The organism is Roseomonas sp. FDAARGOS_362, from assembly GCF_002754815.1.
Taxonomy (GTDB): domain Bacteria; phylum Pseudomonadota; class Alphaproteobacteria; order Acetobacterales; family Acetobacteraceae; genus Roseomonas; species Roseomonas mucosa.
The window spans coordinates 318,790-331,612 of sequence record NZ_CP024588.1 but is presented as its reverse complement, the minus strand read 5'-3'; the positions used below and the strand labels follow the sequence as shown (position 1 = coordinate 331,612).

The following is a 12,823-nucleotide window of genomic DNA, read 5'->3' as shown; positions in this document are numbered from 1 at the left end:
GACTGTTCTACCGTGGCTGGGCCGCCGCCGGGGCGTGGTTTCCGGTGGCGGGTGGGCCGGGACGCGGCATCTCGCGCGTCGCACCGGCCCCTGATCCCCGGGAATGAACCCGAGGGGAGATCCCCTGAACGCGGCCGGCGGTGTCCCGCCGGGGTTACGCCCAGGGGCCGGTAAGTCGAAGGAGAAGGAGGCGCGCGCCATCGCAGGCCGGAAGGCCCACGGAAAAGGCAGCGATGTGGCCGCGCGCGGTCATGACGCCAGCGTTAGCAGCACTTGCCGGGCTGGACAACCACTTCCCTTGCGGCTTCTGTCCGCGCCGGAGCGGACCGCCGGTTCCGCCCGGACTGGGCATCCGGTGTTGTCATGGGGGCGGAAAACTTTGGTGTGGCGTTGTCCGCTATGGGGCAGGCGCCCTTGCGATGGGAAAGGCCGGGGGCCATGCAGCCGCGCGAGGGAAGCGGGATCCGTCCCGGGGGAAGGAGGGGGACCAGCCCGGGCAACGGAGCATGGCTGCCGGAAGGATACCGGGGCGCCATACGCGGACGGACCGTGACGGGCGAAGTCCATGATTCGCGGGGATGAGAATTCGGCCCGGCCCCCGGCAGGCCTGGCCGGACCAGGAGTGCGATGCGAAGCAAGGCGGGAATCGGGGATCTGGCGCAGCACCGGAAAGACGGGGGCGAGGCCGGGAATGATGGTCCCATGACGGATCAGCCCGGTCGGGAGCCGCAGGCCCCGCCGGCAGGCGATACCGCCGGGCGGGATGCGCCTCCGGGCGCCGGCAGCGGCGGTGCCCTGGGGGCCTTGTCCGGGGGCGTGGCCCGGGGAAAGATTCCGGACGACGAGGCGGCCGTGGTGCCGGATGCGACGGCGCCCGCCCTGGCTCCGGCCTCGCCCGGCTCCGCCTGGGGGCGGCGGCTGGCCAGGGCCCGGAACTGGCTGCTCGGCGCGGTCTTCCTGGCCCTGGCGGTTCTGGTCATCCTCGCGGTGCGAAGCCTTTCGGCCGAGCTGGACTACGATGCCGTGGTGGAGGCGCTGTCGGGCGCACGGCCGGGCGTGCTGGCGGCCGCCCTCCTCGCCACGGCGGTCAGCTATGCCAGCATGGTGGGCTATGACCGCGCGGCGCTGCGCTATGGCGCGCCCGGCACGCCGGTGCCGCTGCGCGTGGCGGCGCTGGCCTCCTTCACAGGCTTCGCGCTGAGCAACACGGTGGGCGTCGGCGCCTTCACCGGCGGCGCGGTGCGCTGGCGGATCTATACCGCGGCCGGGCTGCGGCCCTCGCAGATCACGCGCGTCATCGGCTTCATCGGCGTCTCCTTCGGGCTGGGCGTGGTGGCCGTGGGGGCGGCGGGGCTGATCGCGGGCGCGGGCCATGTGGCGGCCTGGCTGGGCACCTCGGCCGGGCTGCTGCGCGGCATCGGATGGGCGGCGCTGCTGGCCCTGGCCGGGTTCCTGGGCCTTTGCGCGCGGGGCGACACGCTCTCCCTCGGCCGCTTCGCGCTGCGCCTGCCCTCGGCGCGGCTGGCCCTGGCGCAGATGGCCGTCTCGGTGGTGGATGTCTGCGCCGCGGCCACGGTGCTCTGGGTCCTGCTGCCGGAAGGGGCGGTGGGCCTGTCCACCTTCCTGCCGATCTATGCCATCGCGCTGGCCCTGGCGCTGATCAGCCATCTGCCCGGCGGCATCGGCGTCTTCGAGGCGGTGGTGCTGCTGGCCTTCCGCGACTCGCCCGTCTCGCTGGACGAGGTCGCGGCGGCGCTGCTGCTCTATCGCATCGTCTACTACGTGCTGCCCCTGGCCCTGGCGGTGGCGCTGCTGGTGCTGCCGGAGGCGCGGCGGGGCGCCAGCCTGGCCGGACGGTCCCGCCCGGTGCGGGCGGCGACGCGGCTGGCGCCGCGCTTCCTGGGGGCGCTGGCCTTCATCGCCGGGGCGGCGCTGCTGATCGGCGGCGTGGCGCCCAGCGGCGAGGACGGGCCGGGGATGCTGGCCCCTGCCCTGCCGGGGCTGCTCTTCGAGGCCTCGCACCTGATCTCCAGCGTCGCGGGGCTGGTGCTGCTGCTGGTCGCGGACCGGCTGGTGCACCGGCTGGACGCCGCCTGGTGGGTCACCACGCTCTGCGCCATCGGCGGGCTGGTGCTCTCGGCCGCGCGCGGCGGCGGGCTCCTGGAGATGGGCTCGCTGCTGCTGCTGCTGCTGGCGCTGCTGGCGACGCGGCACCGCTTCGACCGGCGCACCCGGCTCTTCGCCCAACCCTTCACCCTGCGCTGGCTGGTCGCCGTGGGCTGCGTGGTGGCGGCGGCGGTCTGGCTGCTCTTCTTCGCCAACCGGGACGTGCCCTATTCCAACGAGCTCTGGTGGCGCTTCGAGTTCGACGAGGACGCGCCGCGTGGGCTGCGCGTGACCCTGGCGGCGGCCATGGGGCTGGGCGCGGTGGGGCTCTGGAGCCTGCTGCGCCATGCCCAGGGGCGGCAGGAGGAGCCGAGCCCGGCGATGCTGGAGCGGGCGGCGGAGATCGCCGATGCCCAGGACCGCGCCGACGCACAGCTGGTGCGGATGGGCGACAAGTCGCTGCTCTTCTCGGAGGCTGGCGATGCCTTCGTGATGTACGGGCAGCGCGGGCGTTCCTGGATCGCGCTCTTCGACCCGATCGGGCCGCGCCCCCGCTGGCCGGACCTGATCTGGAGCTTCGTGGAGGCGGCGGACGCCCAGGGCGCGCGGGCGGCCTTCTACCAGGTGAAGGCGGACAGCCTGCCGCTCTATCTCGATGCCGGCTTCCGCCCGATCAAGCTGGGTGAGGCGGCGCGGGTGGAGCTGTCGCGCTTCGACCTCAAGGGACGGGCGCGGGCCAATCTCCGGAACGCGCTGAACCGGGCGGAACGGGACGGCATGACGCTCACTGTGCTGCCGCCGGCGGAGGTCCCTGCCCTGCTGCCGGAGCTTCGCGTCGTGTCGGAGGCCTGGCTGGCATCGCACGAGACACGGGAGAAGGCCTTCTCCCTCGGGGCCTTCGTGCCGCACTACGTCTGCGCCCAGCCGGTGGCGGTGGTGCGGGACGGCACGGGGCGGATGGTGGCCTTCGCCACCCTGTCGGAAACGCCGGTGACCCGGGCGGAGGCCTCGGTGGACCTGATGCGGCACCTGCCGGACGCGCCGGGCGGCACCATGGACTTCCTGTTCATCCGGCTGCTGCTGCGCGCCAAGGAGCTGGGCTACCGGAACTTCGACCTGGGCATGGCGCCGCTGTCTGGCCTGGCCGCGCACCGGCTGGCGCCGCTCTGGCACCGGCTCGGCGGCTGGGTCTTCCGGCGGGGCGAGCGGTTCTACAATTTCCGTGGCCTGCGCGCCTTCAAGGAGAAGTTCGACCCGGTCTGGGAGCCGCGCTACCTCTGCGCGGCCGGGGGGCTCGACCCCTGGGTCGTGCTGGCCGATGTGGCGGCGCTTCAGGCGGGCGGCTTGCGCGGAGTGGTGGGCAAATGAGACGGCGTGGCGTGACGCGTGACCCGGTGCAGCGGCGGGCGCTGGTGCTGTCGGTGCTGGCGGGCTGCCTCCTGGCCGGCGAGGCCCAGTCGCCGGGGACGCGGGACCACTTTCCGTATCTGGTGGAGATCCCGGCCGATCCGGTGCGCTTCGACAGCTTCGCCCTGATCATCTCCGGCGATGGCGGCTGGGCGGACCTGGACCAGCAGCTCGGCGAGATCCTGCAGAGCCGCGGCATGTCCGTGTTGGGCTGGGATGCGCTGAACTACTTCTGGAAGCACCGGAAGGCGGAGGAGGTGGCGCAGGATCTCGACAAGGCGATCCGCACCTATTCCGAGCTGTGGAACCTGCCGCGCGTGGTGCTGATCGGCTTCTCCTTCGGGGCCGATGTGATGCCCTCCGCCTATAACCGCCTGCCGCCCGAAACGCAGGAGAAGGTGGCGCTGATCTCCCTGCTCTCCACCTCCAAGGACGTCGATTACGAGGTGACCGCCTCGGGGTTCATCGGCATGGGCGGTTCCGACGAGATCCCGATCGGGCCGGAGATGGCGCGGATGGACCAGACCAAGGTCCAGTGCGTCTATGGAGAGGAGGAGGCGGACGAGACAGGCTGCCTGCTGCTCGACCCGAAGAAGGCCCAGGTGATCCGCACCGCCGGCGGGCATCATTTCGACGAGGACTACGCCAGGCTGGCGGACCGCATCCTGGCGAGGCTGACCGATGCGAGCTGACCGGCGCGGCCTGTGGCAGGCCGGGGCGGCGCTGGCGCTGCTGGCCGGGTCCTCCCGCCTGGGGACGGTCCGGGCCGGGGCGCCGGACGGGAAGACGGCGGAGACGGGACTGCTGGCCTTCCGCATGATGCCCCTGGGAGGCAGGCCGGGAGGCGCTCCGGATCGTGCCGGAACCCCGCAGGGGCCGGTGAGCTTTGTCCTGCCCAGTTCGCACGCCCCGGACCCGAGGCTGCCACGGCTGCCGGTGGAGCGGCTCCTGGCCGGGGTACGGCTGGTGCTGACCGAGAGCGGCTATGCCCCTGGCGAGGAGGCGGGCGACGAACTGTTCCGGCCGGAGGGGGACTGGCCCGCGCTGGCGGCGCTGAGCCCGGCGGAATGGGCGGCCTTGCGGCGCAACGCGGCCTGCCGGGGGCTGGAGGAGGGGGTGGCGCGGCTGCGGCCGATCCTGCTGCTGTCCGTCGCCCGGGAAGCCTGCCCCGCCCCCGGCGCCGGCCGGGCGGGCCGTTCGCCGGAGGACTGGCTGAGCGGCGCGGCCCGGGCGATGGGCCTGCGCACCGGGGCACTGGAAAGCGTGGGGGAGAGCATGGCGGCGGCGGATGCCGTGCCGGAGGCGGTCTATCTGGGCGCGCTGCGCCGGGCGCTGGCCGATCCCGCGAGCGTGGCGGCGGAGGACCGGGCGCTGCAGCGCGCCTATGAGGATGGCGACCTGAACGAGGTCCGGCGCCTGACCGTGGCGGCCATGGGTGGGAACGAGGCCGGACGTGCGGCCTTCGACCGCATCGTGATCAGCGCCCGCAGCCGGCGGATGGCGGCGCGGCTGGCCGAGGCGGCCACGGCCCTGCCCGTGGTGGCGGTGGTGGGCGCGGCGCATCTGGCGGGGTCGGACGGGATGCTCGCGCTGCTCCAGGCCCAGGGTTTCCGGCTGGAGGCCTTCCGGATGCGGCTGGCGCCCGGATAGGGCGCCAGCCATCCCCGCGCGCGGCTCAGGCCGGCGGGTGTTCCTTCCACCAGTGCCGGGCGATCTCGGCGCGGGTGCAGACCCAGACATCGGGACAGGCCACGACGTGGTCCAGGAAGCGCGCCAGGGCGGCGGCGCGGCCGGGGCGGCCGACGAGGCGGCAATGCAGGCCGACGCTCATCATGCGCGGCGTGGTCCGGCCTTCTTCCCGCAGGAAATCCAGCGAGTCCTTCAGATAGGCGGTGAAGGCGTCGGTGGTGCCGAAGCCGGGCGGCACCGCGAACTTCATGTCGTTGTTGTCGAACGTGTAGGGGATGACGAGGTGCGGCTTGCCGTTCACCGGCACGTAGTGCGGCAGGTCGTCGTCATAGGCATCCGAGTCGTAGAGGAAGCCGCCATGCTCGGCGACGAGGCGGCGGGTGTTGCCGCTGATGCGGCCGGTGTACCAGCCGACCGGGGTGGTGCCGGTGGTCTGTTGCACCGCCGCGATGTTGCGGGCGATGTGCTCGCGCTCCGTGGCCTCGTCCACCTCGGCGTAGTTGATCCAGCGGTAGCCGTGGCAGGCGATCTCGTGCCCGGCCTCGGCGAAGGCCTGGCCGGCGGCGGGGTTCAGCTCCAGCGCCCGGCCCACGCCATAGACGGTGAGCCGCAGGCCGCGCTCGCGGAACAGGCGCAGCACGCGCCAGACGCCGACGCGGGCGCCGTAGTCGAACTGGCTTTCCGTGCTCTCGTCGCGCATGCCGCGTCGGGGCTGGCCACCCGGGACCTCGTGCAGATAGGCCTCGGTGATCGGGTCACCGTTCAGCGGCGTGTTCTCGCCGCCTTCCTCGTAGTTCAGGACGAAGGACAGGGCGACGCGGGCGCCGTTGGGCCAGCGCGCATCGGGCGGGTTGGGGCCATAGCCCGTGAAATCCCGGGGGAAACCGCTCTCGGCGGCCAGGATGGTGCCGCCGGTCTTGCCGTCGCTCATGCTCTCGTCCTTCGGGTTCTCGTCCGTCGGGTCCCGGCCCATCCGCCGGTGCATCCCCCGGCGGCATGGCCGCAATCCTGTGGCGGAACCCTGTTCATGGGGGCGGCCAGGCGCCCCGGAAGGCGGCCTGGCCGGACCCTGTTCCTGTCGGGCTGGCGAGGGAAGCGCAAGGCCCCTGCCCGCCCGTCCACCAGGGTTCAGCGCGCGTTGAAGCCGGCGCTGCCGCCGACATAGGCACCACGTGTCGTGCCGTCATTGGCGGGCCGTTGGCAGGCCGCCAGGGGCAGAACCCCCAGAGCCAGGACAGCGAGAGCCAGCAGGAGCCGGGATGCCATGCCGGTCACGCCGCCGGAAGGTCGTTCAGGTGGCAGCGCGAACGATGCCCCGGCGCAACCTCCTTCAGCGCGGGCACCTCCAGCCGGCAGCGTTCGAAGGCGTGCGGGCAGCGCGGGTGGAAGTGGCAGCCCTTGGGCGGGTTCAGCGGCGAGGGAATCTCGCCCTGGACCACGGCGAAGCTCTTCTTGCGCGCCTCGATGCGCGGCACGGCGCCGAGCAGCGACTGGGTATAGGGGTGGTTGGCGCGGGCGAAGACCTCCTCGGCCGGCGCCTCCTCCACCACCCGGCCGAGATACATGATCACGACCCGGTCGCTCAGATGCTCCACCACGCCCAGGTCGTGGCTGATGAAGAGGTAGGTGAGGTCCAGATCCTGCCGCAGGCGCATGAAGAGGTTCAGCACCTGGGCCTGGATCGAGACGTCCAGCGCGGCCACGGATTCGTCGCAGACCAGGAATTCCGGCTGCACCGCCAGCGCGCGGGCGATGCCGATGCGCTGGCGCTGGCCGCCGGAGAACTGGTGCGGGTAGCGGCGCTTGTAGGCCGGGTCGAGGCCGGCACGGCGGAGCTGATCGTCCACATAGGCATCGAGGCCGGAGCGTGTGGTCATGCCATGGACCAGCGGCGCCTCGCCCACGATGTCGGCGACCCGCAGGCGCGGGTTCAGCGAGGACATCGGGTCCTGGAAGATCATCTGCGCGCGCAGCTTGGCCTCGCGCGCCTCCCTGGCGGAGAGCGTGCTGCGGTTGCGGCCGCGCCAGAGGATCTCGCCATCCGAGGGCGGCAGGATGCCGGCCACCATGCGGCCGAGCGTGGACTTGCCGCAGCCGGATTCACCGACGAGGCCGACGACCTCGCCCTTGCGGATGGTGAGGTCGACCTTGTCCACGGCATGGACGGTTTCCTCGCGCACCGGGGCGCCGAGCTTCTTCGCGATCCGCCCGGCGAAGTCGAGGGTCTTGCTGAAGCGGCGGGAAACGCCCTTCACCTCGATGATGGGTGTCTCCAGGGCCGTCGGGGCAGCCGCGTCGGGACGGGCGAGCGTGGTGCTCATGCGGCCTCCGCGCGTTCGAAATGGGGGAAGAAGCAGCGGGCCCAGCGGTTGGGCAGCTTCTCGTCCAGGAGCGGATATTCGCGGCACTTCTCGGCCGCGCGGGGGCAGCGCGCCTGGAAGGGGCAGCCGGGCGGCAGGCTGAGCAGCGAGGGCGTCATGCCCGGGATCTGCCGCAGCGGCTCGCCCCGTCGGTTGCGCGAGGGCACGGAGCCCAGCAGCCCGACCGTGTAGGGGTGCAGGGGCGCGTCCAGCGTCTCCCCCACATCGCCGTATTCGACGACGCGGCCGGCATACATCACCGCCAGGTCGTCGGCGAGGCCGGCGACCACGGAGAGGTCGTGCGTGATCCAGATCAGCGAGGTGCCGGTATTGGCGGCGAGCTTCTGCACCTCGGCCAGGATCTGGCCCTGGATGGTGACGTCGAGCGCAGTGGTGGGCTCGTCCGCCACGATCAGCTCCGGGCGGTTCAGCAGGGCGATGGCGATGGCCACGCGCTGCCGCATCCCGCCGGAGAACTGGTGCGGATAGGATTTCAGGCGCTCGTCCGGGCTCGGGATGCCGACCATGCCCAGCGTGTCGCGGGCCCGCTGCCGGGCATCCTCGCGCGAGATCTTCTCGTGCGCCTGTAGCGTCTCGATCATCTGGGTGTCGATGCGCAGAACCGGATTGAGCGTCATCATCGGGTCCTGGAAGATCATGGCAATGCGGTTGCCGCGAAGCTGCCGCATCTCCTCCTCCGGGATGGTGGCGAGGTCGCGGCCCTGGAACAGGACGTGACCGCCCACCACGCGGCCCGGCGGATCGACCAGGCGCATAATGGAGAAGCCGGTGACCGACTTGCCGGAGCCGGACTCGCCCACGAGGCCCAGCACCCTGCCGCGGCCGACGGAGAAGGAGACGCCGTCCACCGCCTTGATCACGCCCGCACGGGTGAAGAAGTGGGTCTGGAGGTCGCGGACCTCCAGCGTCGCGGCGGCACTGGTGGCCGGAACTTGGATGGCGGCGCTCATTTCTGCAGCCTCGGGTTCAGCACGTCGCGCAGATGGTCGCCCACGAGGTTGATCGAGACGATGGTCACCAGCAGCGCGATGCCGGGGTAGAAGGAGATCCAGTACTTGCCCGAGAGCATGTACTCGTAGCCGTTGGAGATCAGCAGGCCGAGCGAGGGCTCGGTGATGGGCACGCCGAGGCCGAGGAAGGACAGCGTCGCCTCCAGCGCGATGGCGCGGGCCACCTGCATGGTGCCGACCACGATCAGCGGCGGCAGGCAGTTCGGCAGCAGGTGGCGGAAGATGATGCGGTGCGTCGGCAGGGCGAGGCACTGCGCCGCCTCGATATACTCGCGCCGCCGTTCCACCAGCGCCGTGCCGCGCACGGTGCGGGCGTAGTAGGCCCATTCCACGATGATCAGCGCCAGCACCACGTTCATGACGCCCTTGCCGAGGAAGGCCAGGATCATCAGCGCGGCGAGGATCGAGGGGAAGGAGAGCTGGAGGTCCACCAGCCGCATGATGAAGGTGTCGGTGCGGCCGCCGGCATAGGCGGCGAGCATGCCGAGCGATGCCCCCACCAGCGCGGCGCAGATGGCCGAGCCGGCGCCCACGATCAGGCTGATGCGCAGGCCGTAGAGGATGCCCGAGAGCATGTCGCGGCCCTGGTCGTCCGTGCCGAGCCAGTAGGTCATGGTGCCGTCGGCGTTCTGCGAGCCGGGCTCCAGCCTTCCGTCCATGATGTCGAGCTGGGCGAGGTCGTAGGGGTTCTGCGGGGAGATCCAGGGGGCGAGGATGGCCAGCAGCACGATGATCGTGAAGACGATCAGCCCGAACATCGCCAGCCTGGAGGCGGCGAAGTCGCGGACGAAGCGCTTGAAGGGGGTCTCGACCTTCGGCGCGGGCGGGGCGGCGGCCGGGGCGGTGGCCCCGGGCTTGGCGGCGGTGGCGCTCATGCCTTGCCCTCCAGCCGGACGCGCGGATCAAGCGCGGAATACATCAGATCCACGGTCAGGTTGATGATGATGAACATGAAGACGATGATCATGAGATAGGCCACGATCACGGGACGATCGAGCACGTTGATGCTGTCGATGATCAGCTTGCCCATACCCGGCCAGGCGAAGACGCTTTCCGTCACCACCGAGAAGGCGATGGTGGAGCCGAGCTCCAGCCCGACCACGGTGATCACCGGGATCAGGATGTTCTTGAAGACGTGCACGAAGATCACGCGGCTGTTGGTCAGGCCCTTGGCGCGCGCGAACTTCACGAAGTCCATCAGCATGGTCTCGCGCACGCCGGCGCGGGTCAGGCGCACCACGAGGGATATCTTGAACAAGGCGAGGTTCAGCGCCGGCATGGCCATGTGCGCCAGCCCGTCCCGGGTCAGGAAGGACCACTGCACCCCCAGCAGCTCCGCCGTCTGGCCGCGGCCGGTGGAGGGCAGCCAGCCGAGCTGCACGGCGAAGACCATGATCAGCATCAGCCCGACCCAGAAGGTCGGCAGCGAGAAGCCCAGGATGGAGCCGGCCATGATGCCCGAGGAGATCGGCGAGTGCGGCTTCAGCCCGGCATAGAGGCCAAGCGGGATGCCGATGACCAGCGCCAGGAAGGTGGCGCCGAGGGCGAGTTCCAGCGTCGCGGGCATGCGCTGCAGGATCAGTTGCAGGGCGGGCTCGTTGAACACGAAGCTGCGGCCCAGGTCGCCATGCAGGGCGTTGCCGAGAAAGGAGAGGTACTGCATCCAGAGCGGCAGATCGAGGCCGAGCGCCTTGATCGCCCGCTCGCGCTCCATCTGGTCCGCGTCGGGGCTGATCAGGATCTCCACGGGGTCGCCGATGGCATAGACGCCGACAAAGACGATCACCGACATCGCCAGCATCACGAGGGCCGCCTGGATCAGCCGGCGCAGGAGGTAAACGGTCATGGATTCAACTCGTCATGGTCCCGGACGGCGCGGATGGACCACGCCGCCGGGCTGGAAGTTCCGTGCGGAGGTGCACGACCCGCCCATTTATTGGGCAGAGGGGCGGATATCCTGCGCCCGGGTCAGCTCGTCGGCGCGCGCCTCGTGCACCAGTCCGGGGCGCATCGCCCAGATGTTCTTCTGGATGTGAATCGGGATGATCCCCACGTCGTCGAGCGCGATCTGGCTGGCTTCGCGCAGCAGCTGCTCGCGCTTGTCGTCATTCAGCGTTTGCAATGACTGTGCCAGCTTCGCGTCCATGGCGGGGTTGCTGTAGGAGCCCCGGTTGGAGGTGCCCCAGCCCTTCTCCGGCGTCGGGGTGGCGAGCAGGGCGCGCAGCGGCGAGGTCGCCTCGCCGGAGGAGATGCCCCAGCCGACGAGGCCGACCGCGATCTCCCGCCGGGCCGCCTTCTGCACATAGGCGGCCCAGGGCTGGGCATCGACCTGGGTGCGGACGCCGATCCGGGCCCACATCTGGCCGATCGCCTGGATGATGCGGGCGTCGTTGATGTAGCGGTCGTTGGGGCCGCTCAGCACGATGTGGAAGCCGTCCGGATAGCCGGCCCCGGCGAGCAGCTTCTTCGCGCCCTCCGGATCCGCCTTGGCGGGTTGCAGGCCAGGGACCGTGCCGAAGGCGCCGATGGAGAGGAACTGCGCGGTCGGGGCGGCGGCGCCCTCCATGACGCGCTGGGCGATCGCCTGCCGGTCGATGGCCATCGACAGCGCCTGACGGACCTTGAGGTCCTTGAGCGGGTTCTTGTCCAGCACCTTGCCGGCATTGTCGGTGATGACCGGCGACTGGGCGTGCAGGTGGTCCATGAACAGGAAGATCAGGCGCAGCCCGTCCGCCTCGCTCATCCGCACGCGGCTGTCCTTGGACAGCTTGGCGATGTCGCTGGTCGGCACCTGGTCGATGAAGTCTACATCGCCCGAAAGCAGCGCCGCGGTGCGGGCGCCGTCATTCGAGATCATGCGGTAGTTGACCTTCTTCCAGGCCGGCTTCTCGCCGAAATAGTTGTCGTTGCGTTCGTAGACGATGCGGTCGCCGTTGCGATAGGCGGTGACGCGGAAGGGACCGGTGCCGATGGCGACCTTGAGGCTGTTGAAATCCTCGGTCCCGGCGCCCTGGTGCGTCTCGCGGTCCAGCATCTCGACCTGGGCGAGGTCGGTGGCCAGCAGCGGATAGGGGCCGTCCGTGTGCAGGCGGATCGTCAGCGGATCGACGATCTCCACCCGCTTCACCCCGCGCGTGTAGATGGCATAGGAGGAGGGGCTGTTGGGGACGTTGGGCACGCGTTCCAGCGTGAAGGCCACGTCCTCGGCGGTGAAGTCGTTGCCGTTATGGAACTTCACCCCGGGGCGCAGCTTGAACTCCCAGGCATCCTCGGCCACCGGCTTCCAGCTCTCGGCCAGGCGCGGCTGCAGCCGGCCCTTGGCGTCGAAGGTGGTCAGGCTGTCGAAGAGCATGTCCGCCACGGCGTAGTTCGGCGACAGCGCATGGTAGTGGGGGTCGAGCGAAGTGACCGGGGCGCCGACCGCGAGGTTCAGCTCCTGCGCCCGGCCGGGGCCCGTCAATGCCACAAGGGCGGCGAAACCCGCCGCCACGAGACGAACTGTCATGTCCAAGGGAGCTCCCGACAACTTCGGACGCGAATGTGTCTATGCTGCGGGGTTCTAGCAGCCCTGCAATGCTGTCGCCAGCTTTCGGACGAAATGAGGACAAATTATCGTCAAAAGATCGCAGGGCGAAACATTCCGGACGAACATGAACGCCGGCGGTGGGGAGGGTCAGTCCTCGTCGGCTTCCGCCACCGGCAGGATGGAGGTTTCCTTGGCCGTGGCGGTGGCCACGATGGTCTCGGTGCGCTCCACGCCGGGAAGCGTGCGGATCTCGCGGTCCACGAACTGCTCCAGGGTGGCAAGATCGGGCAGGCGCAGCTTGAGCAGCCAGGACCAGCCGCCGGTCACCGCATGGCATTCGAGGACCGGCTCCAGGGCCTGCACGGCCTCCCGGAAATCGGCAGCGTCGCGGCCGGCGCGCATGCCGACGAAGACGAAGGCGAGGAGCGGGCAACCGATCGCGGCCGGGTCCAGGTCGGCCCGCCAGCCGCGGATGGTGTGGCGCTCCTCCAGCCGCTTGACCCGCTCGGCGGTGGCGGAAACGGACAGGCCGGCGATCTTGGCGAGTTCCGCGAGCCCGGCCGCCCCATCCTGTTGCACGGCGATAAGGATATTGCGGTCGATCTCGTCCATGACCACAGCCTAGACCGGCTTGTCACATTCGGAAAAGACGAACAGCCCGGCTTGCCGCAAAGGCAGGCCGGGCCACGGGTCCTGGGCCGGGG

11 protein-coding genes are annotated in these 12,823 nt (G+C 70.6%); 3 read left to right on the top strand and 8 right to left on the bottom strand.

Features of this window, described 5'->3' with window-relative positions; genetic code table 11:
• Positions 1-702 precede the first annotated feature (702 nt).
• Genes mprF through CTJ15_RS06285 form a run of 3 tightly spaced genes read left to right on the top strand, consistent with a single transcriptional unit; the run spans position 703 to position 5,163 of the window.
• Positions 703-3,474, top strand: a complete 2,772-nt coding sequence (gene mprF, locus CTJ15_RS06295) for a bifunctional lysylphosphatidylglycerol flippase/synthetase MprF (RefSeq protein WP_099781349.1) — start codon at positions 703-705, stop codon at positions 3,472-3,474.
• 11 nt (positions 3,475-3,485) lie between these two features.
• The gene (locus tag CTJ15_RS06290) at positions 3,486-4,205 is read left to right on the top strand and encodes a virulence factor family protein (RefSeq protein WP_171979030.1); all 720 of its coding nucleotides are present in this window, start codon (positions 3,486-3,488) and stop codon (positions 4,203-4,205) included.
• The gene (locus CTJ15_RS06285) at positions 4,195-5,163 is read left to right on the top strand and encodes a TraB/GumN family protein (RefSeq protein ID WP_075821629.1); all 969 of its coding nucleotides are present in this window, start codon (positions 4,195-4,197) and stop codon (positions 5,161-5,163) included. The genes CTJ15_RS06290 and CTJ15_RS06285 overlap by 11 nt, the downstream gene beginning before the upstream one ends.
• 25 nt (positions 5,164-5,188) lie before the next feature.
• Here the strand turns inward: CTJ15_RS06285 and puuE are convergent, their stop codons facing one another.
• From puuE to CTJ15_RS06250, 8 genes are all read right to left on the bottom strand, one after another.
• Complete coding sequence (gene puuE, locus CTJ15_RS06280; protein ID WP_019461578.1) at positions 5,189-6,175, bottom strand: allantoinase PuuE; 987 nt, start codon at positions 6,173-6,175, stop codon at positions 5,189-5,191.
• 155 nt (positions 6,176-6,330) lie between these two features.
• Positions 6,331-6,468 carry a hypothetical protein gene (locus CTJ15_RS24275; protein ID WP_171979031.1) on the bottom strand — a complete coding sequence of 46 codons (138 nt, stop codon included), beginning with the start codon at positions 6,466-6,468 and terminating at the stop codon, positions 6,331-6,333.
• Between the two features lie 5 nt (positions 6,469-6,473).
• Positions 6,474-7,523, bottom strand: coding sequence for an ABC transporter ATP-binding protein (locus CTJ15_RS06275; protein ID WP_019461580.1), 1,050 nt, complete (start codon positions 7,521-7,523; stop codon positions 6,474-6,476).
• A complete protein-coding gene (locus tag CTJ15_RS06270; RefSeq protein WP_019461581.1) occupies positions 7,520-8,533 on the bottom strand; it encodes an ABC transporter ATP-binding protein in 1,014 nt (337 codons plus the stop codon). The genes CTJ15_RS06275 and CTJ15_RS06270 overlap by 4 nt, the downstream gene beginning before the upstream one ends.
• On the bottom strand, positions 8,530-9,468 hold the full coding sequence (locus tag CTJ15_RS06265; protein ID WP_019461582.1) for an ABC transporter permease: 939 nt from the start codon (positions 9,466-9,468) through the stop codon (positions 8,530-8,532). The genes CTJ15_RS06270 and CTJ15_RS06265 overlap by 4 nt, the downstream gene beginning before the upstream one ends.
• Positions 9,465-10,439: an ABC transporter permease gene (locus tag CTJ15_RS06260; RefSeq protein ID WP_019461583.1), complete on the bottom strand. Its 975-nt coding sequence runs from the start codon at positions 10,437-10,439 to the stop codon at positions 9,465-9,467. The genes CTJ15_RS06265 and CTJ15_RS06260 overlap by 4 nt, the downstream gene beginning before the upstream one ends.
• Positions 10,440-10,526: 87 nt before the next feature.
• Positions 10,527-12,098 (bottom strand): ABC transporter substrate-binding protein, encoded by a 1,572-nt coding sequence (locus CTJ15_RS06255; protein WP_075821630.1) that lies wholly within the window; start codon positions 12,096-12,098, stop codon positions 10,527-10,529.
• Between the two features lie 168 nt (positions 12,099-12,266).
• Positions 12,267-12,731: an Lrp/AsnC family transcriptional regulator gene (locus tag CTJ15_RS06250; protein WP_019461585.1), complete on the bottom strand. Its 465-nt coding sequence runs from the start codon at positions 12,729-12,731 to the stop codon at positions 12,267-12,269.
• Positions 12,732-12,823: the final 92 nt, after the last annotated feature.

Coding starts and splice junctions, on each gene's coding strand:
- mprF (WP_099781349.1), top strand. CDS start 703: ATGACGGATCAGCCCGGTCGGGAGCCGCAGGCCCCGCCGGCAGGCGAT.
- CTJ15_RS06250 (WP_019461585.1), bottom strand. CDS start 12,731: ATGGACGAGATCGACCGCAATATCCTTATCGCCGTGCAACAGGATGGG.
- puuE (WP_019461578.1), bottom strand. CDS start 6,175: ATGGGCCGGGACCCGACGGACGAGAACCCGAAGGACGAGAGCATGAGC.
- CTJ15_RS06270 (WP_019461581.1), bottom strand. CDS start 8,533: ATGAGCGCCGCCATCCAAGTTCCGGCCACCAGTGCCGCCGCGACGCTG.
- CTJ15_RS24275 (WP_171979031.1), bottom strand. CDS start 6,468: ATGGCATCCCGGCTCCTGCTGGCTCTCGCTGTCCTGGCTCTGGGGGTT.
- CTJ15_RS06265 (WP_019461582.1), bottom strand. CDS start 9,468: ATGAGCGCCACCGCCGCCAAGCCCGGGGCCACCGCCCCGGCCGCCGCC.
- CTJ15_RS06260 (WP_019461583.1), bottom strand. CDS start 10,439: ATGACCGTTTACCTCCTGCGCCGGCTGATCCAGGCGGCCCTCGTGATG.
- CTJ15_RS06275 (WP_019461580.1), bottom strand. CDS start 7,523: ATGAGCACCACGCTCGCCCGTCCCGACGCGGCTGCCCCGACGGCCCTG.
- CTJ15_RS06255 (WP_075821630.1), bottom strand. CDS start 12,098: ATGACAGTTCGTCTCGTGGCGGCGGGTTTCGCCGCCCTTGTGGCATTG.
- CTJ15_RS06285 (WP_075821629.1), top strand. CDS start 4,195: ATGCGAGCTGACCGGCGCGGCCTGTGGCAGGCCGGGGCGGCGCTGGCG.